At 67.0% G+C, this 20,817-nt stretch carries 24 protein-coding genes; 15 read left to right on the top strand and 9 right to left on the bottom strand.

Features of this window, described 5'->3' with window-relative positions; genetic code table 11:
* The first annotated feature begins 27 nt into the window (after positions 1-27).
* The 8 genes from APZ15_RS00415 to APZ15_RS00380 all read left to right on the top strand — a co-directional run bounded on the left by APZ15_RS00415 (position 28) and on the right by APZ15_RS00380 (position 7,270).
* Entirely contained in the window at positions 28-483 is a 456-nt protein-coding gene (locus APZ15_RS00415) for an FKBP-type peptidyl-prolyl cis-trans isomerase (RefSeq protein WP_027786673.1), read from the top strand.
* A gap of 2 nt (positions 484-485) precedes the next feature.
* Positions 486-1,466, top strand: a complete 981-nt coding sequence (ispH, locus tag APZ15_RS00410) for a 4-hydroxy-3-methylbut-2-enyl diphosphate reductase (RefSeq protein WP_021160756.1) — start codon at positions 486-488, stop codon at positions 1,464-1,466.
* A gap of 204 nt (positions 1,467-1,670) precedes the next feature.
* Complete coding sequence (locus APZ15_RS00405) at positions 1,671-2,414, top strand: amino acid-binding protein (protein ID WP_226153284.1); 744 nt, start codon at positions 1,671-1,673, stop codon at positions 2,412-2,414.
* 211 nt (positions 2,415-2,625) lie between these two features.
* Positions 2,626-3,576, top strand: coding sequence for a branched-chain amino acid ABC transporter permease (locus tag APZ15_RS00400; RefSeq protein ID WP_006478051.1), 951 nt, complete (start codon positions 2,626-2,628; stop codon positions 3,574-3,576).
* An 18-nt stretch (positions 3,577-3,594) separates the two neighbouring features.
* Positions 3,595-4,764 carry an ABC transporter permease subunit gene (locus APZ15_RS00395; protein WP_027786675.1) on the top strand — a complete coding sequence of 390 codons (1,170 nt, stop codon included), beginning with the start codon at positions 3,595-3,597 and terminating at the stop codon, positions 4,762-4,764.
* Between the two features lie 24 nt (positions 4,765-4,788).
* Positions 4,789-5,565, top strand: coding sequence for an ABC transporter ATP-binding protein (locus APZ15_RS00390; protein ID WP_021160760.1), 777 nt, complete (start codon positions 4,789-4,791; stop codon positions 5,563-5,565).
* Complete coding sequence (locus tag APZ15_RS00385; protein ID WP_027786676.1) at positions 5,565-6,281, top strand: ABC transporter ATP-binding protein; 717 nt, start codon at positions 5,565-5,567, stop codon at positions 6,279-6,281. The genes APZ15_RS00390 and APZ15_RS00385 overlap by 1 nt, the downstream gene beginning before the upstream one ends.
* A gap of 317 nt (positions 6,282-6,598) precedes the next feature.
* Complete coding sequence (locus tag APZ15_RS00380; protein WP_027786677.1) at positions 6,599-7,270, top strand: DUF2278 family protein; 672 nt, start codon at positions 6,599-6,601, stop codon at positions 7,268-7,270.
* A gap of 24 nt (positions 7,271-7,294) precedes the next feature.
* Here APZ15_RS00380 and APZ15_RS00375 read toward each other — a convergent pair whose 3' ends face one another.
* The 3 genes from APZ15_RS00375 to APZ15_RS00365 form a co-directional block, all read right to left on the bottom strand.
* Positions 7,295-7,750 (bottom strand): GNAT family acetyltransferase, encoded by a 456-nt coding sequence (locus APZ15_RS00375; RefSeq protein WP_027786678.1) that lies wholly within the window; start codon positions 7,748-7,750, stop codon positions 7,295-7,297.
* A 13-nt stretch (positions 7,751-7,763) separates the two neighbouring features.
* Complete coding sequence (locus tag APZ15_RS00370) at positions 7,764-8,948, bottom strand: acetylornithine transaminase (protein WP_027786679.1); 1,185 nt, start codon at positions 8,946-8,948, stop codon at positions 7,764-7,766.
* Between the two features lie 293 nt (positions 8,949-9,241).
* Positions 9,242-10,273 carry a CDP-6-deoxy-delta-3,4-glucoseen reductase gene (locus tag APZ15_RS00365; RefSeq protein WP_021160764.1) on the bottom strand — a complete coding sequence of 344 codons (1,032 nt, stop codon included), beginning with the start codon at positions 10,271-10,273 and terminating at the stop codon, positions 9,242-9,244.
* Positions 10,274-10,380: 107 nt separating this feature from the next.
* Between APZ15_RS00365 and APZ15_RS00360 the strand changes: the two genes are divergently transcribed.
* Positions 10,381-11,418, top strand: coding sequence for an NAD-dependent epimerase/dehydratase family protein (locus APZ15_RS00360; protein WP_027786680.1), 1,038 nt, complete (start codon positions 10,381-10,383; stop codon positions 11,416-11,418).
* Here the strand turns inward: APZ15_RS00360 and APZ15_RS00355 are convergent.
* Positions 11,401-11,589 (bottom strand): hypothetical protein, encoded by a 189-nt coding sequence (locus APZ15_RS00355; protein ID WP_027786681.1) that lies wholly within the window; start codon positions 11,587-11,589, stop codon positions 11,401-11,403. The genes APZ15_RS00360 and APZ15_RS00355 overlap by 18 nt on opposite strands.
* Before the next feature lie 105 nt (positions 11,590-11,694).
* The gene (locus APZ15_RS00350; RefSeq protein ID WP_027786682.1) at positions 11,695-12,411 is read right to left on the bottom strand and encodes a pseudouridine synthase; all 717 of its coding nucleotides are present in this window, start codon (positions 12,409-12,411) and stop codon (positions 11,695-11,697) included.
* Between the two features lie 114 nt (positions 12,412-12,525).
* Here APZ15_RS00350 and copC point away from each other — a divergent pair, with 114 nt between their 5' ends.
* The 4 genes from copC (at position 12,526) to APZ15_RS00330 (ending at position 15,548) form a co-directional block, all read left to right on the top strand.
* Complete coding sequence (copC, locus tag APZ15_RS00345) at positions 12,526-12,900, top strand: copper homeostasis periplasmic binding protein CopC (protein ID WP_027786683.1); 375 nt, start codon at positions 12,526-12,528, stop codon at positions 12,898-12,900.
* Positions 12,901-12,968: 68 nt separating this feature from the next.
* Positions 12,969-13,469, top strand: coding sequence for a DinB family protein (locus tag APZ15_RS00340; protein ID WP_027786684.1), 501 nt, complete (start codon positions 12,969-12,971; stop codon positions 13,467-13,469).
* A 179-nt stretch (positions 13,470-13,648) separates the two neighbouring features.
* Positions 13,649-14,422, top strand: a complete 774-nt coding sequence (locus tag APZ15_RS00335) for an SDR family oxidoreductase (RefSeq protein ID WP_027786685.1) — start codon at positions 13,649-13,651, stop codon at positions 14,420-14,422.
* Positions 14,423-14,609: 187 nt separating this feature from the next.
* Positions 14,610-15,548: a LysR family transcriptional regulator gene (locus APZ15_RS00330; protein ID WP_027786686.1), complete on the top strand. Its 939-nt coding sequence runs from the start codon at positions 14,610-14,612 to the stop codon at positions 15,546-15,548.
* 38 nt (positions 15,549-15,586) lie between these two features.
* Here the strand turns inward: APZ15_RS00330 and APZ15_RS00325 are convergent, their stop codons facing one another.
* On the bottom strand, positions 15,587-16,483 hold the full coding sequence (locus APZ15_RS00325; RefSeq protein WP_034195739.1) for a LysR family transcriptional regulator: 897 nt from the start codon (positions 16,481-16,483) through the stop codon (positions 15,587-15,589).
* A gap of 106 nt (positions 16,484-16,589) precedes the next feature.
* Between APZ15_RS00325 and APZ15_RS00320 the strand changes: the two genes are divergently transcribed.
* A complete protein-coding gene (locus tag APZ15_RS00320) occupies positions 16,590-17,480 on the top strand; it encodes an alpha/beta fold hydrolase (protein ID WP_027786688.1) in 891 nt (296 codons plus the stop codon).
* A gap of 37 nt (positions 17,481-17,517) precedes the next feature.
* On the opposite strand, the gene APZ15_RS00315 is transcribed toward APZ15_RS00320, so the two are convergent.
* Entirely contained in the window at positions 17,518-18,417 is a 900-nt protein-coding gene (locus APZ15_RS00315; protein ID WP_027786689.1) for an SDR family oxidoreductase, read from the bottom strand.
* A gap of 40 nt (positions 18,418-18,457) precedes the next feature.
* Positions 18,458-19,195 (bottom strand): SDR family oxidoreductase, encoded by a 738-nt coding sequence (locus APZ15_RS00310; protein WP_027786690.1) that lies wholly within the window; start codon positions 19,193-19,195, stop codon positions 18,458-18,460.
* A gap of 117 nt (positions 19,196-19,312) precedes the next feature.
* Here APZ15_RS00310 and APZ15_RS00305 point away from each other — a divergent pair, with 117 nt between their 5' ends.
* Entirely contained in the window at positions 19,313-20,215 is a 903-nt protein-coding gene (locus tag APZ15_RS00305; protein WP_027786691.1) for a LysR family transcriptional regulator, read from the top strand.
* A gap of 36 nt (positions 20,216-20,251) precedes the next feature.
* Here APZ15_RS00305 and APZ15_RS41645 read toward each other — a convergent pair whose 3' ends face one another.
* Positions 20,252-20,419: a hypothetical protein gene (locus APZ15_RS41645; protein ID WP_021160775.1), complete on the bottom strand. Its 168-nt coding sequence runs from the start codon at positions 20,417-20,419 to the stop codon at positions 20,252-20,254.
* Positions 20,420-20,817 lie beyond the last annotated feature (398 nt).

Below are 20,817 nucleotides of genomic sequence, written 5' to 3'. Positions count from 1 at the left end.
ATCGGGCGCCGACCGAACGAGTAATTCATGAGCCTCATCGATCTATCCGAAGTGAAGCCCGGTTCCCACGTCACGTTGCATTACCGGCTGGCACTGGCCGACGGCGCCGACATCGTCAACACCTTCACCGACAAGCCGGCCACGCTGCTGCTCGGCGCGGGGCAACTGGCGCCGTCGCTGGAACAGATTCTGATCGGGCTCAGGGTCGGCGACCATTCGACTTTTCAGCTAACGCCCGAACAGGGGTTCGGTCCCCGCAATCCCGACATGCTCCAGCGCGTCACGCTGTCGACGCTGCGCGAGAACGGGATGGTCGGCGACGATTTCACGCCGGGCGAACTGATCGAGTTCAATGCGCCGGACGGCGGCCGGTACGCGGGGGTGCTGAAGGAAGTCAGCGAAACCTCGGCACTGTTCGACTTCAATCATCCGCTCGCGGGCCAAGCGCTCACGTTCGAAGTGAAAATCATCGGAATCCTGTAATCATGAGCACCACCGATACGCTGTCCGGGCAGACCGTCGCAGCCGACGCCGAAATCCTGCTGGCCCAGCCGCGCGGTTTTTGCGCGGGTGTCGATCGCGCGATCGAGATCGTCGAGCGCGCAATCGCGATGCACGGTGCGCCGATCTACGTTCGTCACGAAATCGTCCACAACAAGTACGTGGTCGAGGATCTGAAGAAGAAAGGCGCGATCTTCGTCGAGGAACTCGAGGAAGTGCCGGCCGGCAATACCGTGATCTTCAGTGCGCACGGCGTGTCGAAGGCCGTGCGCGACGAGGCCGACGTGCGCGGGTTGCGCATTTACGACGCAACCTGCCCGCTCGTCACGAAGGTGCACGTCGAAGTGGCGAAGATGCGCCAGGACGGCGTCGACATCGTGATGATCGGCCACAAGGGCCATCCGGAAGTCGAAGGCACGATGGGGCAGGTCGAGCGCGGCATGCATCTCGTCGAGAGCGTCGAGGACGTGCAGAAGCTCGAACTCGCCGATCCCGAGCGCATCGCGCTCGTCACGCAGACGACGCTGTCCGTCGACGATGCAGCCGAGATCATCGGCGCGTTGAAGGCCAAGTATCCGAAAATCCGCGAGCCGAAGAAGCAGGACATCTGCTACGCGACGCAGAACCGCCAGGACGCAGTGAAGTTCATGGCGCCGCAATGCGATGTCGTGATCGTCGTCGGCAGCCCGAACAGCTCGAATTCGAGCCGCCTGCGCGAAGTGGCCGAGAAGCGCGGCGTGGACGCCTACATGGTCGATGCACCCGACCAGATCGACCCGGCATGGGTCGCGGGCAAGCGCCGCATCGGCGTGACGGCCGGCGCGTCGGCACCCGAAGTGCTCGCCCAGGCCGTGATCGCGCGTCTGCGCGAGCTCGGTGTGCGCAACGTCCGCGCGCTCGAAGGCATCGAGGAAAACGTGTCGTTTCCGCTGCCGCGCGGGTTGAACCTGCCGCCCGCCGCGTGATTGACGCAGCGCACCTGCGGACACACCGAAGCGCGCCTCCCGGCGCGCTTTTTTTTACCCGTCGGAATTGCAATCGCAACCATTCTCCGCATTCATGGTGCAACCCGGTTGCTCCTGTCGTTTTCAAGCGTCTCTCAAAATTGGTTGCAATGCAGGAAAACCCCATCGAATCAGGATTATTGGCGTCCTATAAATGGAGTTACAATGCGCCCGTTTTCAGGCCTGAATGGCTTTGAAATCGGGTTTTGGCAAGGCGCGGGAGACCATTCGATGCATGTGAAGTTGGCTTACGCCGTGTCCGTCGCCGCACCGGTTGCAATGCTTGCCGGCTGCAGCAAAAAGAGCGACGGCGGGGCGGGGAGGGAGGCTGCGGTGTTCGCGGCACCGCCGGCCAGCGGCGTGCGCGTCGCCGGAACCGTTCGTGCGGCACCGTTCGCGTGCCGCATCGCGCAATTGGGCAAGGACAAGGAAAACGGGGCACGTTTGGCGATCGAGGAAATCAACGCGCTTGGCCTGGCGAACGGTCAGGCAGCGGGCACGCAGGTTGCAATGCAGCAAGCCGCCGGTCGTGGCGTGACAGCGACCGTGCGCGCCGATCGACGCAGGCCGGCCATGGTGCCCGGCGCTGTGGGCAGCGTGCCGATGTCGCCGGCCCCCTTTCATTTCGATTCGACGAAACAGCGCGTTGCCGCGAGCAATGGTGTCGCGGCGCGCGGCCTGATTCGTACGATGGATTCCGACGCAGTCCTGACGAATGTCGGGCGCGGCGTTCGCGGTGCCTCGCGGGGCGGCGCGATACGGAATCCGATCTGCCCGGACGCGGGGCTCGCCTCGCACCGGACGGGAAAAGGCACGGATGCCGGGCAACCGGACGATGGCCGTCTCGGCATGCTGCCCTACGACTTCAAGGAGGCCACGAACACCGTCCTCGATGTCGTGACGATTTAGCGACGGGACTCATGACGGCACCGGAACAGTGCGGTGCCGTTTCTGTATCCGCTCCGGCGGCAAGTCCGGCCGTACAGGCCGGGCGGCGCGCGCCGGGACGATCCACCCTTACCGGTATCGACTAGTACCCGCAGTGTCGCCGAGAAGGCGCGATTCCTCGCTTACCCGCGGGGCGCACCGTCCTCCGGCAGCACGGGCCAAGGAGCTTTAAATGGATATTTTCGTCCAGCAGGTTCTCAACGGGCTGGTGCTCGGCAGTGTCTACGCCATCATCGCGTTGGGCTACACGATGGTGTACGGCATTCTCGGCATCATCAACTTCGCGCACGGCGACGTGCTGATGATCGGCGCGATGGTCGCCTTGTCGGCCATCACCGTGCTGCAGAACCATTTCCCCGGACTCGGCAACGTCGCGACGCTGACGATCGGCCTGGGCATCGCCGCCGTCGTCTGTGCGTTCGTCGGCTTCACGATCGAGCGGGTCGCATACCGGCCGCTGCGCCGCGCACCGCGCCTCGCCCCGCTGATCACCGCGATCGGCGTGTCGATCCTGCTGCAGACCGCCGCGATGATCATCTGGTCGCGCAACCCGCTGCCGTTCCCCCAATTGCTGCCGACCGATCCGATCAACGTGATCAAGGCGACCGACACGACGCCCGGCGCCGTGATCTCGGTTACTGAAATCGTGATCATCGCGGTGGCGTTCATCGTGATGGGCGGCCTGCTGCTGCTCGTGCACAAGACCAAGCTCGGCCGCGCGATGCGCGCGATCGCCGAAAGCCCGAACACCGCGAGCCTGATGGGCGTGAACCCGAACTTCGTGATCTCGGCGACGTTCATGATCGGCTCCGCGCTCGCCGCGCTGGCCGGCGTGATGATCGCGTCCGAATACGGCAACGTGCACTTCTACATGGGCTTCATCCCCGGCATGAAGGCATTCACGGCCGCGGTGCTGGGCGGGATCGGCAACCTCGGCGGCGCAATGGTCGGCGGCGTGCTGCTCGGCCTGATCGAGCAGCTCGGGGCCGGCTACATCGGCAACCTCACGGGCGGTGTTTTCGGCAGTAACTACCAGGACGTGTTCGCCTTCGTCGTGCTGATCATCGTGCTGGTGTTCCGTCCGTCCGGCCTGTTGGGTGAACGTGTCGCGGATCGCGCGTAACGGAAGGGAGCAAACAACATGACATCCATTCAACCGATTGAATCCTCGACGTCGCTCGTCGAAGAGCGCAACACCGCCAAGACCGTCATCATCGGCATCCTGACCGCTGCGTTCGTGATCGCCGCGCCGATCATCATCGGCTCGGCCGGCGGCAACTACTGGGTCCGCGTGCTCGACTTCGCGATGCTGTACGTGATGCTCGCGCTGGGCCTGAACGTGGTGGTCGGCTTCGCCGGCCTGCTCGACCTCGGCTACATCGCGTTCTACGCGGTGGGCGCGTACACGGCGGCATTGCTGAGCTCGCCGCACCTGACCTCGCAGTTCGAGTGGATCGCGGCGCTCGCGCCGAACGGCCTGCACATCCCGTTCCTGATCATCGTGCCGATCGCGATGGCGCTGGCGGCGACCTTCGGGATCCTGCTCGGCGCGCCGACGCTGCGCCTGCGCGGCGACTACCTGGCGATCGTGACGTTGGGCTTCGGTGAAATCGTCCGGATCTTCATGAACAACCTCGACCGTCCGGTGAACATCACCAACGGCCCGAAGGGGATCACGGGCATCGATCCGGTGCACGTCGGCGGCTTCAACCTGTCGCAGACGCACTCGCTGTTCGGCCTGCAGCTGCCGTCGGTCTACATGTATTACTACCTGTTCGTGCTGTGCTCGCTGCTGGTGATCTGGGTGTGTACGCGCCTGCAGCACTCGCGTATCGGCCGTGCCTGGGCAGCCATCCGCGAAGACGAAATCGCGGCGAAGGCGATGGGCATCAACACCCGCAACGTGAAGCTGCTCGCGTTCGCGATGGGCGCGTCGTTCGGCGGCCTGTCGGGCGCGATGTTCGGTGCGTTCCAGGGCTTCGTGTCGCCCGAGTCGTTCACGTTCTGGGAATCGATCGTCGTGCTGGCGTGCGTGGTGCTCGGCGGCATGGGCCACATCCCGGGCGTGATCCTGGGCGCGGTACTGCTCGCGATCTTCCCGGAATTCCTGCGCTCGACGATGAGCCCGCTGCAGCACGCGCTGTTCGGTCACGACGTCGTCGATACGGAAGTGATCCGTCAGGCGCTGTACGGCCTCGCGATGGTGGTCATCATGCTGTACCGCTCGGAAGGCCTGTGGCCCGCGCCGAAGCATGAGGACAAGATCGCGAAACTGGCGAAGCGCAACAGCAAGAAGCCGGTGCGCGCTTAACCTACGGACACAGGGGATATACACATGAGCGACAAGCAAATCCGACTGTCCGTCAAGGGCGTGAACAAGCGCTTCGGTGGCCTGCAGGCGCTGTCCGACGTCGGCCTCGAGATCAAGGAAGGCGAGATCTACGGGCTGATCGGCCCGAACGGCGCCGGCAAGACGACGTTCTTCAACGTGATCACGGGCCTCTACACGCCGGACTCCGGCGAGTTCAAGCTCGACGGCTCGGAATACAAGCCGACCGCGGTGCATCAGGTCGCGAAGACGGGCATCGCGCGCACGTTCCAGAACATCCGCCTGTTCGGCGGGATGACGGCCCTCGAGAACGTGATGGTGGGCCGCCACGTGCGTACCAAGCACGGGTTGCTCGGCGCGGTGTTCCAGACGCCGGCCGAACGCCAGGAAGAGCGCGAGATCAAGGAACGCGCGATCGAGCTGCTCGAATACGTCGGTGTGCTGCAGTACGCCGACTACACGTCGCGCAACCTCTCGTACGGCCACCAGCGCCGTCTCGAGATCGCGCGCGCGCTGGCGACCGACCCGAAGCTGCTCGCGCTCGACGAGCCGGCGGCCGGGATGAACGCGACCGAAAAGGTCGAACTCACGCGCCTGCTCGACAAGATCCGCTCGGACGGCCGCACGATTCTGCTGATCGAGCACGACGTGAAGCTCGTGATGGGGTTGTGCAACCGGATGACGGTGCTCGATTACGGCAAGGTGATCGCCGAGGGTCTGCCGCAGGACGTGCAGAAGAATCCGAAGGTGATTGAGGCATATCTCGGCGCAGGGGTGCACTGATGGCAGCGGCAATGTTGAAAATCAAGGGCTTGCAGGTCAACTACGGCGGCATCCAGGCCGTCAAGGGCGTTGACATGGAAGTCCGTCAGGGCGAGCTCGTGACGCTGATCGGCGCGAACGGCGCAGGCAAGACCACGACGATGAAGGCGATCACGGGTCTCAAGCCGTATTCGGCGGGCGACATCGAGTACGACGGCAAGTCGATCAAGGGCGTGCCGACCCACGAGCTGCTCAAGCGCGGCCTCGCGATGGTGCCGGAAGGCCGCGGGATCTTCGCGCGGATGTCGATTGTCGAGAACATGCAGATGGGTGCGTACCTGCGCAACGACACCGAGCAGATCAAGAAGGACGTCGACCGCATGTTCGGCTTCTTCCCGCGTCTGAAGGAGCGTGCGACGCAGCTCGCGGGCACGCTGTCGGGCGGCGAGCAGCAGATGCTGGCGATGTCGCGCGCGATCCTGTCGAAGCCGAAGCTGCTGCTGCTCGACGAGCCGTCGATGGGCCTGTCGCCGATCATGGTCGAGAAGATCTTCGAAGTGGTGCGCGAGATCTCGAAGGAGGGCATCACGGTGCTGCTCGTCGAGCAGAACGCACGCCTCGCGCTGCAGGCGGCCGACCGCGGCTACGTGATGGATTCGGGCACGGTCACGATGGAAGGCGATGCGAAGCAGATGCTCGACGATCCGAAGGTGCGTGCCGCGTATCTCGGTGAATGAGTGAGTGAATGAGCGGGCCCGGTGGCGCGCGACGGCAGGTGCCGGGCGCGTCGCGCACGGGCTATCGAAAGGCTGTCACGGGATGCCGTGACAGCCTTTTTTTTCGTGTCATGCGATCCGGGGCGAACTTGTGCGTGCGGGCGCGACTTCATTCGACTGTTGCGCCGCGCACGCGACGCGGGAACGATGGGGCAGGGCCGCCCGAAGCCGGTCGCCCGAAGCCGGTCGCCCGACGCCGGTCGCCCGAAGCCGGTCGCCTGCAAACCGACACACGGGCCGTGTAGCATCGACGGCCCATCGGGACACGGAGAGCACGCATGAGTCTGGACTACGGTTTCGTGAAGGCGAAGGTGACATCGGTGGCGAAGCTGAAGGGCTCGCCGCACGGCAGCGAGATCCAGTATCACATCCACCTGACGCTGGCGTTGCCGGGCGGCAACTGGGACGTCGCGATCAACGTCGGCACCAGCGACGCGGACGACTTGCTGAACTACAAGCTCGTCTACGATTTCCACCACCCGATCACGCAGACGCTCGCGGCCGCGGCCGAAGGCTATACCGACCTGACGGGGCAGGCCGCATTGCCCGCGCTCGACTACCTGCGCAGCGACATCCTGAACGAAACGGGAGCGTGGCGCGCGAGCGCCGTGATGGACGGCACGGAGAATCCGGAGCCGATCCCGTCGCTGCTGCGGCTCGTGAACGCCGCGCAGTCGCAGGGGCTCGACGTCGTCGTGTTCGGCCGCTCGTATGCCGAAGGCAACGGCATCCACGACACGCACATGAACCAGGGGTCGACGGGCTCGAACTACGTGCACCGTGCGGGCGACGACCACAACGACCACAACGACATCTGGCAGGACGGCGCGCTGATCGTGCGCGTGAGCGACTCGCAGTGGGCCGCATATTTCGCCGCGTTCGAGCAGCAGGCCGTGCCGACCGACGCGCTCGGCAATCCGCTGCCGGGCGCGGGGCCGATCACGCGCTGAGATCGCCGGCGGCCGGCTTTCGCGTCATGCGGCCGGCAGCGTCTTGCCGAACGAGATGCGTTCCTCGACGCGGTAGCCGAGCGCCGCGTAGAAGCGGCACGCATCGTCGTTGCCCGGCAGCACCTGCAGGTTGATCTTCAGGCAGCCGCGCGCGGCGAGCGCGCGTTCCGCATGTGCGATCAGCGCGCGGCCGATGCCGAGCCGCCGCGCGTCGTTCGATACGCCGAACGAGTAGAGCCAGCCGCGATGTCCGTCGAAACCCGCCATCAGCGTGCCGACGACGCGTGCGCCGCTGGTCGCGACGAAAAACAGCTCCGGCTGCGTCGCGAGCTTCAGCTCGATCGATCGCATCGGATCGCGGTGCGGCGGCGCACCGGCTTCGTCGTACTGCGGGAACGCGTCGCGCCATACCGCGAGCACGGCATCGGTGTCGGCGCGTTCGAACGGGCGGATTGCGACAGCATCGGCGGCGGCATCCATCGGCGGGCTCTCCTCAGAGCGTGTCGAGAACCGACCGCAGCATCGCCATCATCTGGTCGATCTCTTCGGTCGTCACGTTCAGTGCGGGCATGAAGCGCAGCAGGTTCGGCCGCGCGGCGTTCAGCAGCAGGCCGTCGGGCTGCATGTCGCGTGCCTTCTCGACGATCTGCGGGCCGATGTCCTTGCCGAGCAGCAGCGCGCGCAGCAGGCCTTCGCCGCGTTCGCCTTCGAAACCGCGCTCTTCCGACAGCTCGAGCAGCTTGCGCTTCAGGTATTCGCTGCGCGCGCGCACGCCTTCGAGGAAGCCGGGCGCGACGAGCTGCGAGATCACCGAATAGCCGACCGCCGTCATCAGCGGGTTGCCGTTGTACGTGCCGCCCTGGTCGCCGGCCTCGAACACCGCGACCTCGGCCTTCGACAGCAGCGCGCCGAGCGGGGCGCCGCCGCCGATGCCTTTCGCGAGCGTCATGACGTCCGGCTCGATGCCGGACAGCTCGTACGCGAACAGCGTGCCCGCGCGGCCGCAGCCGCTTTGCACCTCGTCGACGATCAGCAGCAGGTTGTGCTGCTTCGTCAGCGCGCGCAGCGCCTGCATGAATTCGCGCGTCGCCGGAATCACGCCGCCTTCACCCTGGATCGGCTCGAGCATCACCGCGACGGTCTTGTCGGTGATCAGCCTCTCGACCGAGTTGATGTCGTTGAGCTCGGCCTTCGGGAAGCCCGGCACCTGCGGTGCGTAGATCGTGTCCCAGCCCGGCTTGCCGCTGGCCGACATCGTCGCGAGCGTGCGGCCGTGGAAGCTGTGGTCGAACGTGATGATCTCGTAGGCGCCGTTCTTGAACTTGCGGCCCCACTTGCGCGCGAGCTTGATCGCGCCTTCGTTTGCCTCCGCGCCGCTGTTCGTGAAGAACACCTTGTCGAACACGCTGTGCTGCGTGAGCAGGCCCGCGAGCTTCGCCATCGGTTCGTTGTAGAACGCGGGCGACGGGTTCAGCAGCTTTTCCGCCTGGGTCTTCAGCGCTTCGACGATGCCGTCGTTGCAGTGGCCGAGGCTGTTGACGGCCCAGCCCTGGATGAAGTCCAGATAGCGCTTGCCCGTGTGATCGTAGAGCCACGAACCCTTGCCGTGCGTAAACACGATGTCGGGGCGGTTCGTGATGTACATCAGCGAGTCGATCGGATAATCGTTCAGGGGCATGGCAGCAGACTCCAGCGGGCGTTGAAAGGGAAACAGGCAATAAAAAAGCCACGGAAGGCCGTGGCTGGTGGGTCGAACAGCTTGTGCGTAACCGGTGAGGCGGTGTGGGGGTTACGCGCGAGTCCGTGACGAGCCTGCGGCATCCGGGCGGAGCGGCGAGCGGCGACGTCGAAGGGCGGACAGGAAGCAGTTCATGTGCGCAAGCATAAGGCATCCCGCGCCTCACTGTAAACCGCCGCGATGCCACGGATGTGACATCGCGGTGCGCAACGCGGGACGCGGGTGCGCGGGTGTCAGACCGGATGCGCGAGATCGGCGGCGCTCGTGAACGAGTCGGCGTAGAACTCGTCGGCCGGCAGCGCGTGGTGCTGCGTGAAGTCGCGCTGCGCGGATTCGACCATCACCGGCGCGCCGCACGCGTACACCTGGTAGCCCGACAGGTCGGGCAGATCCTCGATCACGGCGCGATGGACGAAGCCGGTGCGGCCCGTCCACTGGTCGCCGGCGTCCGGCTCGGAGAGCACGGGCACGTACTTGAAATTCGGGATCTCGCGTGCCCACTGCTCGGCGAGCTCGTCGAGGTAGATGTCCTTCTTGCGGCGCGCGCCCCAGTAGAGCGTCATCGGGCGCGTGATGCCCGTGTGCTTCACGTGCTCGATGATTGCCTTGATCGGTGCGAAGCCCGTACCCGATGCGAGCAGCACGATCGGCTTGTCGGAATCCTCGCGCAGGAAGAACGTGCCGAGCGGGCCCTCGAAGCGCAGGATGTCGCGCTCCTTCATCGCGCCGAACACGTGGTCGGTGAACTTGCCGCCCGGCATGTGGCGGATGTGCAGCTCGATCGGGCCTTCCTCGTGCGGCGCGTTCGCCATCGAGTAGCTGCGGCGCGAGCCGTCCTTCAGGATGAACTCGACGTACTGGCCCGCGAGATACTGCAGGCGTTCGTTGGCGGGCAACTGCAGCTTCACGACCATCACGTCGTCGGCCTTGCGTTCGAGCGCGGCGATCCGGCACGGCAGCTTCTTGACCTGCACGCCGTCGACGCCGGCGATTTCGCGCACATCGATTTCGAGATCGCACTGCGCCTTCGAGCAGCACAGCAGCGCGAGGCCGCGCGTGCGCTCGTCGTTGGACAGCGCCGACGCGGCGTGCGGGCCCTGTTCGATCTGGCCCGACACGATCTGGCCCTTGCAGGAGCCGCACGCGCCGTTCTTGCAGCCGTACGGCAGATGGACGTTCTGGCGCAGCGCAGCCGCCAGCACGGTTTCATCCGACTCGACCTGGAATTGCCGGCCGCTTTGCTTGAGAGTGACGTTGAATGCCATAGAACCAAACTAGAACAAAATGTGGGGACCGTGCATGTCGAGCACGGCAGCTACAATGCAAGCCCGTTGCGCGTCGCGCAACGGTGGCTACTGATTTCGCAACCAACATGATCGCGACTCGAATCCTGCGCCGGCCGCGCGCATTGATCGTCGGCTGCGGCGACGTCGGCATGCGCTGCGTTGCGCAATGGCGCGACACGCATCGCAACCTGCGGATCTTCGCGCTGACGAGCCACCCGGCCCGCCGCGACGAACTGCGTGCCGCGGGCGCGACGCCGATCGTCGGCGATCTCGATCGCCGGGCGACGCTCGGCCGCCTTGCGGGTCTGGCCCGCACGATCCTGCATCTCGCGCCGCCGCAATCCGACGGCCGCGACGACCGGCGCACGCGTGCGCTGATCGCCGCAACGACCGTGCCCGCGCGTCGTCCATCGACTTCACCAGCGCCGGCGGTCGGCCGGCTCCGAACGCTGCGCACCGCTGCACGGCAGGCCGGCGCACCCGTTCGGGGAGCGCGTATTGTACCCGACGGCCTTCGCGCGCCGAGGCTCGTCTACGCGAGTACGACGGGCGTATACGGCGACTGCGGCGGCGCGCGCATCGACGAGACGCAGCCCTTGCGTCCCGCGAATCCGCGCGCGTTCCGACGCGTGTCGGCCGAGCGGCAACTGCGCGCGGCGACGGTGCGCGGCGTGCTGTCCGCGCGCATCGTGCGCATTCCGGGCATCTACGCGGCGAACCGCCTGCCGGTCGCACGGCTCGAGCGCGGCACGCCGGCACTCGAGCCGGCCGACGACGTCTACACGAACCACATCCACGCGGACGATCTCGCGGCGATCCTGCGCCGCGCGGCCGAACGCGGCAAGCCGGCGCGCGCCGTGCACGCGTCGGACGACAGCGAACTGCGGATGGGGGAATATTTCGACCGGGTCGCGCAGGCGCTGCGCCTGCCGAGGCCGCCACGCGTCAGCCGCGCGGACGCCGAGCGTCAGCTCGAGCCGACCCTGCTGTCGTTCATGCGCGAGTCGCGGCGCCTGTCCAACGCACGGCTCAAGGCCGAATTGTGCGTGACGTTGCGGTATCCGACCGTAGACGATTTCCTTCAAACGCTCGCGCCGGGCAGCGCGTCAGGTCAGCGCCGGTAATGCCTCGATCAGCAGGAAGCACAGCAGCGCGCCGATCAGCGCGCCAATCAGGTTCGGATGATATTTGTGCTTCAGGTGCATCGCGGCCAGCAGGCCGCCGATCACGATGACACCGATGACCGCGAACGCGATCATCATGTACGACAGTTCGAAAGTATGGTTGATGTTCATGATGTCTCCCCTGCATCGCTGCTCGTACAGCTTGTCATTTCAGTATAGCGGGGGAACATGCGGCAGGGATGAGGCCGGACGTCGAACGGTCGTGCGGATTTTCCCTTACAGGGTTTCGACGGAATTGCGCAGCGCTGAAAGGTCGGCGTCATCGAGCCAGCGCCACGCACCCGGTGCGAGATCGCCCGGCAGCGCGAAGCCGCCGATGCTTTCGCGATGCAGCGCTTCGACGCGATTGCTCGCCGCCGCGACCATGCGCTTGACCTGGTGATACTTGCCTTCGAGGACGGTCAGCGCGAGCGCGTGCGGTGCGCGCGCGTCGGCGGCGACCGCCGCGATCGGCTTCGGCTCGCCGTGCAGCTGCACGCCGGTGCGCAGCGCATTCAGCTGCGCATCGTCGAGCGGGTGGCGCACGGTGGCCACGTAGGTCTTCGGCACCTTGCGCTTCGGCGACGTGTACGCGTGCACGAACTGGCCGTCGTCCGACAGCAGCAGCAGGCCCGTCGTGTCCTGGTCGAGACGTCCGACGCACTGCACGCCGCGCGCGACGAGCGGCGCGGGCAGCAGGCTGAACACGCTCGCGTGGTGTTGCGGATCGCGCGAACACTCGTAGCCGGCCGGCTTGTTGAGCGCGAGATACGCGCGCGCGTGGAACGGCCACGCCGTATCGTCGACCGAGAACACAAGGCCGTCGGTATCGAACGCGGCGTCGGGGTCGGCCGCGCGCGCGCCCGCCACGCTGACGCGGCCCGCTTCGATCAGGCCGCGGCACTGGCGGCGCGAGCCGAAGCCCTGGGTGTAGAGAATGCTTTCGAGATCCATAGCGCGCGCATTCTATCAAGCGGCGGCGCGCGGCCGGCGTGAACCCGCATGCGCTGGTAAGCTGCCGGTACGCCGCGCGGGGCGCGGCGCCCGTTCATTCTTCACGGAAAGTCCATGCCTTTCGCATCGTTCCCGTTCGGCCGCAAGGCTGCCGCCGTCATCCTCGCCGCAACCGTCTCGTCGGTTGCGTTCGCGCACGCGCATCTCGCGAAGAGCGACCCGGCGGCGGGCGCGGCGGTGGCCGCCGCACCGGCTGCCGTCACGATCGACTTCACCGAGCCGCTGGAGCCGGCGTTCAGCTCGATCGTCGTCGTCGACGGCAACGGCAAGACGGTGTCGGACGGCCGTGCGCGCATCGACGCGTCGAACCGCAAGCGGATGACGGTGCCGCTCACGGCGGTCGGCACGGGCGCCTATACGGTGAAATGGGTGGCCGTCGCGACCGACGGGCACCGCACGCAGGGCGCGTACGGCTTCAGCGTGAAGTGACGTGACGCAACGGCGGCGGCAGGCCCGTGCCAGGGCTGCCGTTGCCTCCATTCGACAGGGAGTCCCGCATGAATCCGACGACGCTCGACGCACTCGCCGATTTTCCCCGTCAGCTCGAAGCTCATTTCGCGGCCGTCCCCGACGGCTACGCGCGCTGGACGCCCGACGATTGGGCCGGAATCCCGAGCGAGCACTTTTCGCCGCTCGGACAGCTCTGCCACGTGCGCGACATCGAGACCGACGGTTATCACGTGCGGCTGCGGCGGATGCTCGAGGAAGACCGGCCGCTGCTCGTGTCGATCGATGGCGACGCGCTCGCGATCGAGCGCCGCTACAACGACGCGTATGCGTCCGACGTGCTCGCGGCGATCCGCGAAGCACGGCGCGAGACGCTGGACCTCGTGTCGCGCCTCACGCCCGAACAGCTCGCACGCACCGGGGCGTTCGACGGTTACGGCTCGCTGACCGTGCGCGGGCTCGTCCACTACCTGTGCAGCCACGACCAGCAGCATCTGGCCGGCATGCAATGGCTGCTCGGCAAGATCGACGCGGCGCTGTACGCGCGCTGAGCCGGCCGGCATCCGCGGAATCGATCGGTGATTCCGGAAATCTTGTCGGTGCGGCAGGCCACATTACCTTGCGGCGATTGGATCGATTTTCTGGATAATCCATCCAGCCGCGACCGGCTGACCGGTGCGTCGCGCGTGCCTACACTCCAGGATTCGTTCATCGAGAAAAGGAGTCCACCGTGGCAATTCATACGCTCGCAGACAAGGTCGTCCTGATCGCAGGCGGCGCAAAGAATCTCGGCGGCCTGATCGCCCGGGATTTGGCGAGCCACGGCGCGAAGGCAGTGGCAATTCACTACAACAGTGCCGCATCGCAGGCACAGGCCGAGGAGACGGCCACCGCGGTGCGCGCGGCCGGCGCGGAGGCTGCCACGTTCCAGGGCGACCTGACGACGGCCGCTGCGGTCGAGAAGCTGTTCGACGACGCTAAACAGCGCTTCGGCAAGATCGACATCGCGATCAACACGGTCGGCAAGGTACTGAAGAAGCCGTTCACCGAGATCAGCGAGGCCGAGTACGACGAGATGTTCGCGGTCAACAGCAAGTCGGCGTTCTTCTTCATCAAGGAAGCGGGGCGGCACCTCGAGGATCACGGCAAACTCGTCACGCTCGTGACGTCGCTGCTCGGCGCGTTCACGCCGTTCTATGCGGCGTACGAAGGATCGAAGGCGCCGGTCGAGCATTTCACGCGTGCGGCGTCGAAGGAATACGGCGCGCGCGGGATCTCGGTGACGGCCGTCGGGCCGGGGCCGATGGACACGCCGTTCTTCTATCCGGCCGAGGGCGCCGATGCGGTCGCGTATCACAAGACGGCGGCCGCGCTGTCGCCGTTCAGCAAGACGGGCCTGACCGACATCGAGGACGTCGTGCCGTTCATTCGCCATCTCGTCACCGACGGCTGGTGGATCACGGGCCAGACGATCCTGATCAACGGCGGCTATACGACCAAGTAATCGTTCGGGCAACGCGCCGCTTCGGCGGACGTCGCGGGGTGCGGCGTGCACCGCAATGGCGCGTTTGCGTGGACAATGGACGGGCGCGCGGCCTCGCGGCTGCGCGTCCGTTTTTCTGTGCCGCCGAATCTTGCCGCGACGCGCGACGGCCGGCGGCGACGCGTTTCCGAACCTACGTTCCCTGCCGATGGACAAGCTGGATCAGGTCAGAATCTTCCTGCAGGTTGCCGAGATGGGCAGCTTCATCAAGGCCGCGCACGCGCTCGACGTGCCGCGCGCGACCGTGTCGGCGGCCGTCCAGCAGCTCGAGACGGGGCTCGGCACGCGCCTCCTGCATCGCACGACGCGCCAGGTGCAGCTGACGGCCGACGGCGCGTTGCTGCTCGAACGCGGCCGGCGCCTGCTCGCGGAAGCCGACGAACTCGACCGCCTGTTCCGCCGCCGCGACCGCGACGTGATCGGCCGGCTGAACGTCGACGTGCCGAGCCGGATCGCGCGCCGCATGGTGGCGCCCGCGCTGCCGTCGCTGTTTCGCCGTTACCCGAAGCTGCAACTGTCGCTCGGCTCGACGGATCGGTCGATCGACCTGGTGCAGGAGGGTGTCGACTGCGCGATCCGCGTCGGGCGGCTCGCGGACAGCAGTCTCGTCGTGCGGCCGCTCGGGCAGTTCACGCTGATCAACTGCGCGAGCCCCGACTACCTGCGCGAATGCGGCGTGCCCGAGCATCCGGACGCGCTCGCGCACGGACACTGGGCGATCGGCTATGCGTCGCCGACGACCGGGCGTGAACTCGACTGGGAATACTGCTCGGACGGCCAGCGGTACACCCTCACGCTGCCGAGCCGCGTGATCGTCAACAACGCCGAAACCTATATCGCCAGCTGCATCGCCGGGATGGGGCTGATCCAGATTCCGCGCTTCGATGTCGAGCATCTGCTCGACAGCGGGGCGCTGGTCGAGGTGATGCCGAGCCATCGGGCCGCGCCGATGGACGTGTCGGCCGTGTATCCGCACCGGCGCCATCGTTCGCGCCGGCTCAATGCATTCGTCGAGTGGTTCGGCGAGCTGATGGCGAGCGCGCTGACGAGAGGTGGGGAGGACCGGGAGGACGGAGAGGGCGACTGACCGGCGCGCGGTTCGCGTTGCGTGCCGCCGCGCCGGGTTCAGCCGGGCAGCGCCGCGAACCGCCGGCTGCGCCCGGTATCCCGCACCGCATCGATCAACGCCGCACCCGCGCCGTCCGGTTTTGCCGCGAACGCGTAAAAGCGTGCGGCCGGCAACGCCGGCAGGCCGTCTTGCGGCCCGCATTCGCGCAAGCCGTCGCGCAGCTGGCTGCGCGCCAGCGCGGTGACCGCGAAGCCGGCGAGCGCGGCGGACACGCAGCCGGCCATGCTGCCGCTCTCGAACAGCACGCGAAACGGGCGCAGCGCGGCGGCGAGTGCCGCGACGGCGGCTTCGCGATAAACGCACGGTTGCGGAAACAGCGCGAGCGGCACCTCACCTTCGGCGTCGAGCGTGCGATCCGACGCGAACGCCCACACGAGCGGCTCTTCCCACAGCAGTTCGCCCGGCGTGTCGACCTGCCGGCACTGCTTGCCGAACACGACGTCGAGCCGGCCGAGCGTCTGCTCGCGCAGCAGCGACGCGGTGATGCCGACCTTCAGTTCGATCGACGTGCGCGGGTGGCGGTCGCGAAACGTGCGCAGCACGTGCGGCAGCCACGCGCCCGCGAAATCCTCCGACGCGCCGACCCGCAGCGGCCCGTGCGCCGGCGCGCCGCGCAGCCTCGCGCGCACTTCGCGCTCCATGTCGACGATGTTGCGCGCGTATGCGTACAGCGTGTCTCCGGCCGGCGTGAGCGCGATGCGGCGCGTCGTGCGCGCGAGCAGCACCGTGCCGGCTGCCTGTTCGAGCCGCTTGATGTGGCCGCTGACGGCGGACGGTGTCAACGCAAGCCGTTCCGCGGCCGGCGCGAACCCGCGGCTGTCGACGACTTCGAGGAAGGTGCGCAGCAGCGTGATGTCGAGCGCGGTCGACGCGGGATCGGTCAGCGGTTCCATGGTTCGATTCAACACAATACGCGGAGAGTGAACAATGATACTCCGCGAATCGTGATGAACGGCCGGCCTACCATCGTGCACTCGGATCGACCCAACGGAGTGCACGATGACGACCTACGCGCATGCGACGACCGCGTCGCTGGATATTGCCTATCTCGAATGGAACCCGCGCGGCGAGCGCGTGGCGGTACTGCTGCACGGCTGGCCGGACAGCCCGATCGGCTGGGACGCCGTGGCGGCGACCCTTGCCGCGCGCGGCTACCGCGTGCTCGCGCCCGCGCTGCGCGGCTTTGCGCCCACGCGCTTTCGCGACGCATCGGTGCCGCGCAGCGGCCAGCTCGCGGCGCTCGGACGAGATGTGCTCGACTTCGTCGATGCACTCGGTCTCGAGCGGCCCGTGCTGGTCGGGCACGACTGGGGCGCCCGGGCGGCCGCGAACGCGTGCGGGCTGCGCGATGACGCCGCATCGCATCTCGTGATGCTGTCGGTCGGATACGGCACCAACGATCCCGGGCAGCCGCTGTCGCTGCAGCAGGCGCGCAATTACTGGTATCACTGGTTCATGGCGACGCCGCGCGGCGAGCAGGCGTTGCGCGACGATCGCCGCGCGTTTGCCCGTCTGATGTGGGACACGTGGTCGCCACCGGGCTGGTATCGCGACGGCGATTTCGAGGCGGCGGCAGACGCGTTCGACGGCCCCGACTGGATCGACGTCGTCCTGCATTCGTATCGGCATCGGTGGGGATTCGCGCCGGGCACGCCGGCCCATGCCGATGACGACGCGCGCCTGAATCCCGCGCCGGTGCTGGCATTGCCGACGCTGGTGCTGCACGGCGGCGCGGATACCTGCAATCACCCGGACAGCTCGGCCGGGCGTGAGCGCTTCTTCACGGGCCGCTACGCGCGGCAGGTGCTGGACGGTGTCGGCCACTTTCCGCAGCGCGAGGCGCCGGCGGCGGTTGCGGAAGCGATCCTCGGGTTCTGCGAGCCGCGCTGATGCGTGCCGCCGCGCCCGGCGCCGGGCACGCACCGGATCAACTGCCGACGCGGGCGGCCAGCAGGTCGGCGAGGCCGATGTTCCTGAACATCTCGCGGCGGACGCGATCGCCGACGCGGAACACTTCCTCCGCGCCGTCCTGCGACGGATCGACGAATACGCGGTACGGGCGCTTGCCGGCGGGTGCGGCGACGATGTCGGCAATCGCCGTCGCGACGGTGCCGGCATCGGCGTCTGCCGGTTCGAGCGCGGCGAGGCCTTGCAGTGCCTGCCCGGCGACGCCCGCATAGGGGCCGTCGTCGTAGGCGGCCTGCACGGCCGAATCGGCCGGCTTGCCCGCGTGGGCGAAGTGATTCGTGCCCTGGGTGAAGGCGCCCGGCACGACGATCGACGTCTCGATACCCCAGCGGGCTAGTTCGGCGGCATAGGACACCGCGAGCGAATCCATCGCGGCCTTCGCGGCGAAGTAAGGGGCGAGGAACGGCGGCGTACCGCCGCGTGCGGACGACGACGACACCCAGACGAGCAGGCCGCGGCCCTGACGGCGCAGGTGCGGCAGCGCCGCGCGGTTGACGCGCTGGGTCGACACGACGTTGATGTCGTAGAGCTGGGCGATCTGCTCGGGCGTGAACGCTTCGGCCGGACCGAACACCATGTGGCCGGCATTGTGGACGATGATGTCCAGGCGGCCGTTGTCCGCGATCACGCGATCGATGGCGGCACCGACGGACGCGTCGTCGCCGACGTCGAGCTCGACGGTGCGCAGGTCGACCCCGTGCTCCTGCGCGTAGGCGGCAATGGCGGCGACGCGCGGCGCGTTGCGGCCGGTGCTTTCGCGCATCGACGCGTAGACGGTATGGCCGGCGCGGGCGAGCGCCTGGGCCGTCAGCAGGCCGAAGCCGCTGGACGCACCCGTGACGAGAATGACTTCCTTCATGATCGATCTCCGGTAAGCGGGGGGCGAGGCAGGCGGCCCGTCAGCACATGCCGCCGTTGGCGCGCAGGATCTGGCCGTTGACCCACGCGCCGTCGGGGCCGGCGAGGAATGCGACGACGCGCGCGATGTCGTCGGGCTGGCCGAGCCGCTCGAGCGGGTTCAGCTTCGCGAGCCGATCGACGAGTTCGGGGCTCTTGCCCTGCAGGAACAACTCGGTCGCGACCGGTCCCGGCGCGACGGCATTCACGCGGACGCCGCGCCCGCGCATTTCTTGCGCGAGCACCTGCGTCAGGCTTTCGACTGCCGCCTTGCTGGCGACGTACACGCCGTAAGTCGGCATGCGCATGCCGATCACGCTGGTCGACAGGTTGATGATGCGTCCCCCGTCGCGCACCCGCCTGGCCGCTTCGCGGCATACGTTGAACGTGCCTTTCACGTTGGTGGCGATCGTTTCGTCGAAGAGCGCATCGTCGCAGTCGGCGATGGTCGCCAGCTTCATCACGCCCGCGGAATTGACCACGACATCCACGCCGCCGAATGCAGCTTGCGCGGCGTCGAACAGCGCGGCCACGGCCGCCGGGTCGGCGACGTTCGCCTGCACCGCGACGGCATGGCCGCCGTCGGCGACGATCGCGTCGACCACTTCGCGGGCCGGGCCGGCGCTCCCGGCATAGTTGACGATGACCCGGAAGCCGTCCCGGGCGAGCTGGCGCGCGATTTCCGCGCCGATGCCGCGCGATGAACCCGTGACGAGGGCGACCTGTTCCGATGTGCTCATGTCCTGCTCCTTGGTTCGTGAGTGCCGAGCGATCCGGCGACAGGACTAATGTAGGCTTCCTCGGTCAATAAAAATAATGAATAATGAGAAGATCAAGAATGACTAAAAGTATGTCTTATGGCATTCGACAGCAGGCTTTTGAGCGGGATCGGCGTACTTTCGGCGGTGATCGAGGCCGGCACCTTCGCGCGGGCCGGCGAAGCGATGGGATTGACGCAGCCGGCGGTGAGCCGTGCCGTCGCCCGGCTGGAAGAGCGCGTCGGCATCCGGATCTTCAACCGCACGGCGCGCGCGATCACGCTGACCGACGAGGGCCGGCGTTTCTATGAGGCGGTCGCGCCGCTGCTGGCCGGCATCGAGGAGGCGGCGATCGACGCCGGCCAGTCGAAGGCGCGTGTCAGGGGGCGGCTGCGCGTCAATGTCGACGCGACCTTCGGCCACTACGTGCTGGCGCCGAAGATGGCCGGGTTTCTCGAGCGCTTCCCCGACCTGTCCGTCGAGATCAGCGTGCGCGACCGGATGGGCGACCTCGTCGCCGACGGGTTCGACGTGGCCGTGCGATTCGGCATTCCGGAACCGTCGTCGTATCGTGCGCGGCTGCTGCTGGAAACGCGCGTGCTCACCTGCGCGTCGACAGCCTATGTCGCGCGTCATGGCGAACCGCGGCATCCGCGCGACCTCGCGGACGGGCACCGTTGCGTGCTGATCCGCGACCCGGTGACGGGGCGGCCGTTCGAATGGGAATTCCATCGCGGCAAGGAAGTGGTGCCGTTCGATGCCGCCGGCCGGCTGATGGTCAACGATACGGGCATGCTGCTCGGTGCGTGCCTGGGCGGCGCGGGGATTGCGCAATTGCTGGAGCTCTATGCGCGGGACATCCTGGCTGAAGGGCGGCTGGTGCTGCTGTTGCCGGAATGGGCGGACGAGACGTTTCCGCTTTACGCGTATCACCACGCGTCAAACCTCGTCTCGGCGAAGGTGAGGGTGTTTCTCGACTTCGTTCGCGAACTGATGGCCTGAGCGCGAGACGCGGCCGGCGGCAGGACGGCCGGCGCTTCATTCGGTGCGATGCGGGATGTTGTCCGGGAACGGATACGGTGCGTGCGGGCCCGGCCAGTCAGGCACCGGCGGCGCGGTGAGGACGTCGCATCCGCCCAGCACGAGCACGAGCGCCACGGCGAGCACGCGGCGGCGGAGCGGGGATGAAATCGTGCGCATGGACATGGCGCGCCTCCGTGCCGCGAATCCTCATGATGCTTGGACTGTTGTGCGAGGGTACGCGTTGCGGCGCGTGCCGCAAAAACAAAAAACCCGCGAAGCGGCGAGCTTGCGCGGGTTTCGACAGATGCAGCGCACGACGCTGCGAAATACTGGTGCCAGGGCCGGAATGAAATAATTCTATGTGAGGCCCGTAGTGTAAGGGTGTTGCTTGTGGAGCGTTGCTGAGTTGCCCCCAGAGTTGCCCCCCACGCTTCGGGCAGCCGCAGAATTCATATCGATCTGCTGCGTGTGCCGTTCGGGCGCGGTCGCTCGGAAGATTCCAACAGGCGTATCGGCGTAGGCTCGATCAGTCGAAGGCCGGTGCCATGCGGAACGTTGCTGTGCCGCCGGAAGCAAAAATA

The organism is Burkholderia cepacia ATCC 25416 (genome assembly GCF_001411495.1).
GTDB classification, from domain to species: Bacteria; Pseudomonadota; Gammaproteobacteria; order Burkholderiales; family Burkholderiaceae; genus Burkholderia; species Burkholderia cepacia.
This window is presented reverse-complemented; position numbering and strand designations above follow the sequence as displayed.

Bases quoted from the DNA above. Each gene is read 5' to 3' on its own strand.
- APZ15_RS00415 (WP_027786673.1), top strand. From the start codon at position 28: ATGAGCCTCATCGATCTATCCGAAGTGAAGCCCGGTTCCCACGTCACG.
- ispH (WP_021160756.1), top strand. From the start codon at position 486: ATGAGCACCACCGATACGCTGTCCGGGCAGACCGTCGCAGCCGACGCC.
- APZ15_RS00405 (WP_226153284.1), top strand. From the start codon at position 1,671: ATGCGCCCGTTTTCAGGCCTGAATGGCTTTGAAATCGGGTTTTGGCAA.
- APZ15_RS00400 (WP_006478051.1), top strand. From the start codon at position 2,626: ATGGATATTTTCGTCCAGCAGGTTCTCAACGGGCTGGTGCTCGGCAGT.
- APZ15_RS00395 (WP_027786675.1), top strand. From the start codon at position 3,595: ATGACATCCATTCAACCGATTGAATCCTCGACGTCGCTCGTCGAAGAG.
- APZ15_RS00390 (WP_021160760.1), top strand. From the start codon at position 4,789: ATGAGCGACAAGCAAATCCGACTGTCCGTCAAGGGCGTGAACAAGCGC.
- APZ15_RS00385 (WP_027786676.1), top strand. From the start codon at position 5,565: ATGGCAGCGGCAATGTTGAAAATCAAGGGCTTGCAGGTCAACTACGGC.
- APZ15_RS00380 (WP_027786677.1), top strand. From the start codon at position 6,599: ATGAGTCTGGACTACGGTTTCGTGAAGGCGAAGGTGACATCGGTGGCG.
- APZ15_RS00375 (WP_027786678.1), bottom strand. From the start codon at position 7,750: ATGGATGCCGCCGCCGATGCTGTCGCAATCCGCCCGTTCGAACGCGCC.
- APZ15_RS00370 (WP_027786679.1), bottom strand. From the start codon at position 8,948: ATGCCCCTGAACGATTATCCGATCGACTCGCTGATGTACATCACGAAC.
- APZ15_RS00365 (WP_021160764.1), bottom strand. From the start codon at position 10,273: ATGGCATTCAACGTCACTCTCAAGCAAAGCGGCCGGCAATTCCAGGTC.
- APZ15_RS00360 (WP_027786680.1), top strand. From the start codon at position 10,381: ATGATCGCGACTCGAATCCTGCGCCGGCCGCGCGCATTGATCGTCGGC.
- APZ15_RS00355 (WP_027786681.1), bottom strand. From the start codon at position 11,589: ATGAACATCAACCATACTTTCGAACTGTCGTACATGATGATCGCGTTC.
- APZ15_RS00350 (WP_027786682.1), bottom strand. From the start codon at position 12,411: ATGGATCTCGAAAGCATTCTCTACACCCAGGGCTTCGGCTCGCGCCGC.
- copC (WP_027786683.1), top strand. From the start codon at position 12,526: ATGCCTTTCGCATCGTTCCCGTTCGGCCGCAAGGCTGCCGCCGTCATC.
- APZ15_RS00340 (WP_027786684.1), top strand. From the start codon at position 12,969: ATGAATCCGACGACGCTCGACGCACTCGCCGATTTTCCCCGTCAGCTC.
- APZ15_RS00330 (WP_027786686.1), top strand. From the start codon at position 14,610: ATGGACAAGCTGGATCAGGTCAGAATCTTCCTGCAGGTTGCCGAGATG.
- APZ15_RS00325 (WP_034195739.1), bottom strand. From the start codon at position 16,483: ATGGAACCGCTGACCGATCCCGCGTCGACCGCGCTCGACATCACGCTG.
- APZ15_RS00320 (WP_027786688.1), top strand. From the start codon at position 16,590: ATGACGACCTACGCGCATGCGACGACCGCGTCGCTGGATATTGCCTAT.
- APZ15_RS00315 (WP_027786689.1), bottom strand. From the start codon at position 18,417: ATGAAGGAAGTCATTCTCGTCACGGGTGCGTCCAGCGGCTTCGGCCTG.
- APZ15_RS00310 (WP_027786690.1), bottom strand. From the start codon at position 19,195: ATGAGCACATCGGAACAGGTCGCCCTCGTCACGGGTTCATCGCGCGGC.
- APZ15_RS00305 (WP_027786691.1), top strand. From the start codon at position 19,313: ATGGCATTCGACAGCAGGCTTTTGAGCGGGATCGGCGTACTTTCGGCG.
- APZ15_RS41645 (WP_021160775.1), bottom strand. From the start codon at position 20,419: ATGTCCATGCGCACGATTTCATCCCCGCTCCGCCGCCGCGTGCTCGCC.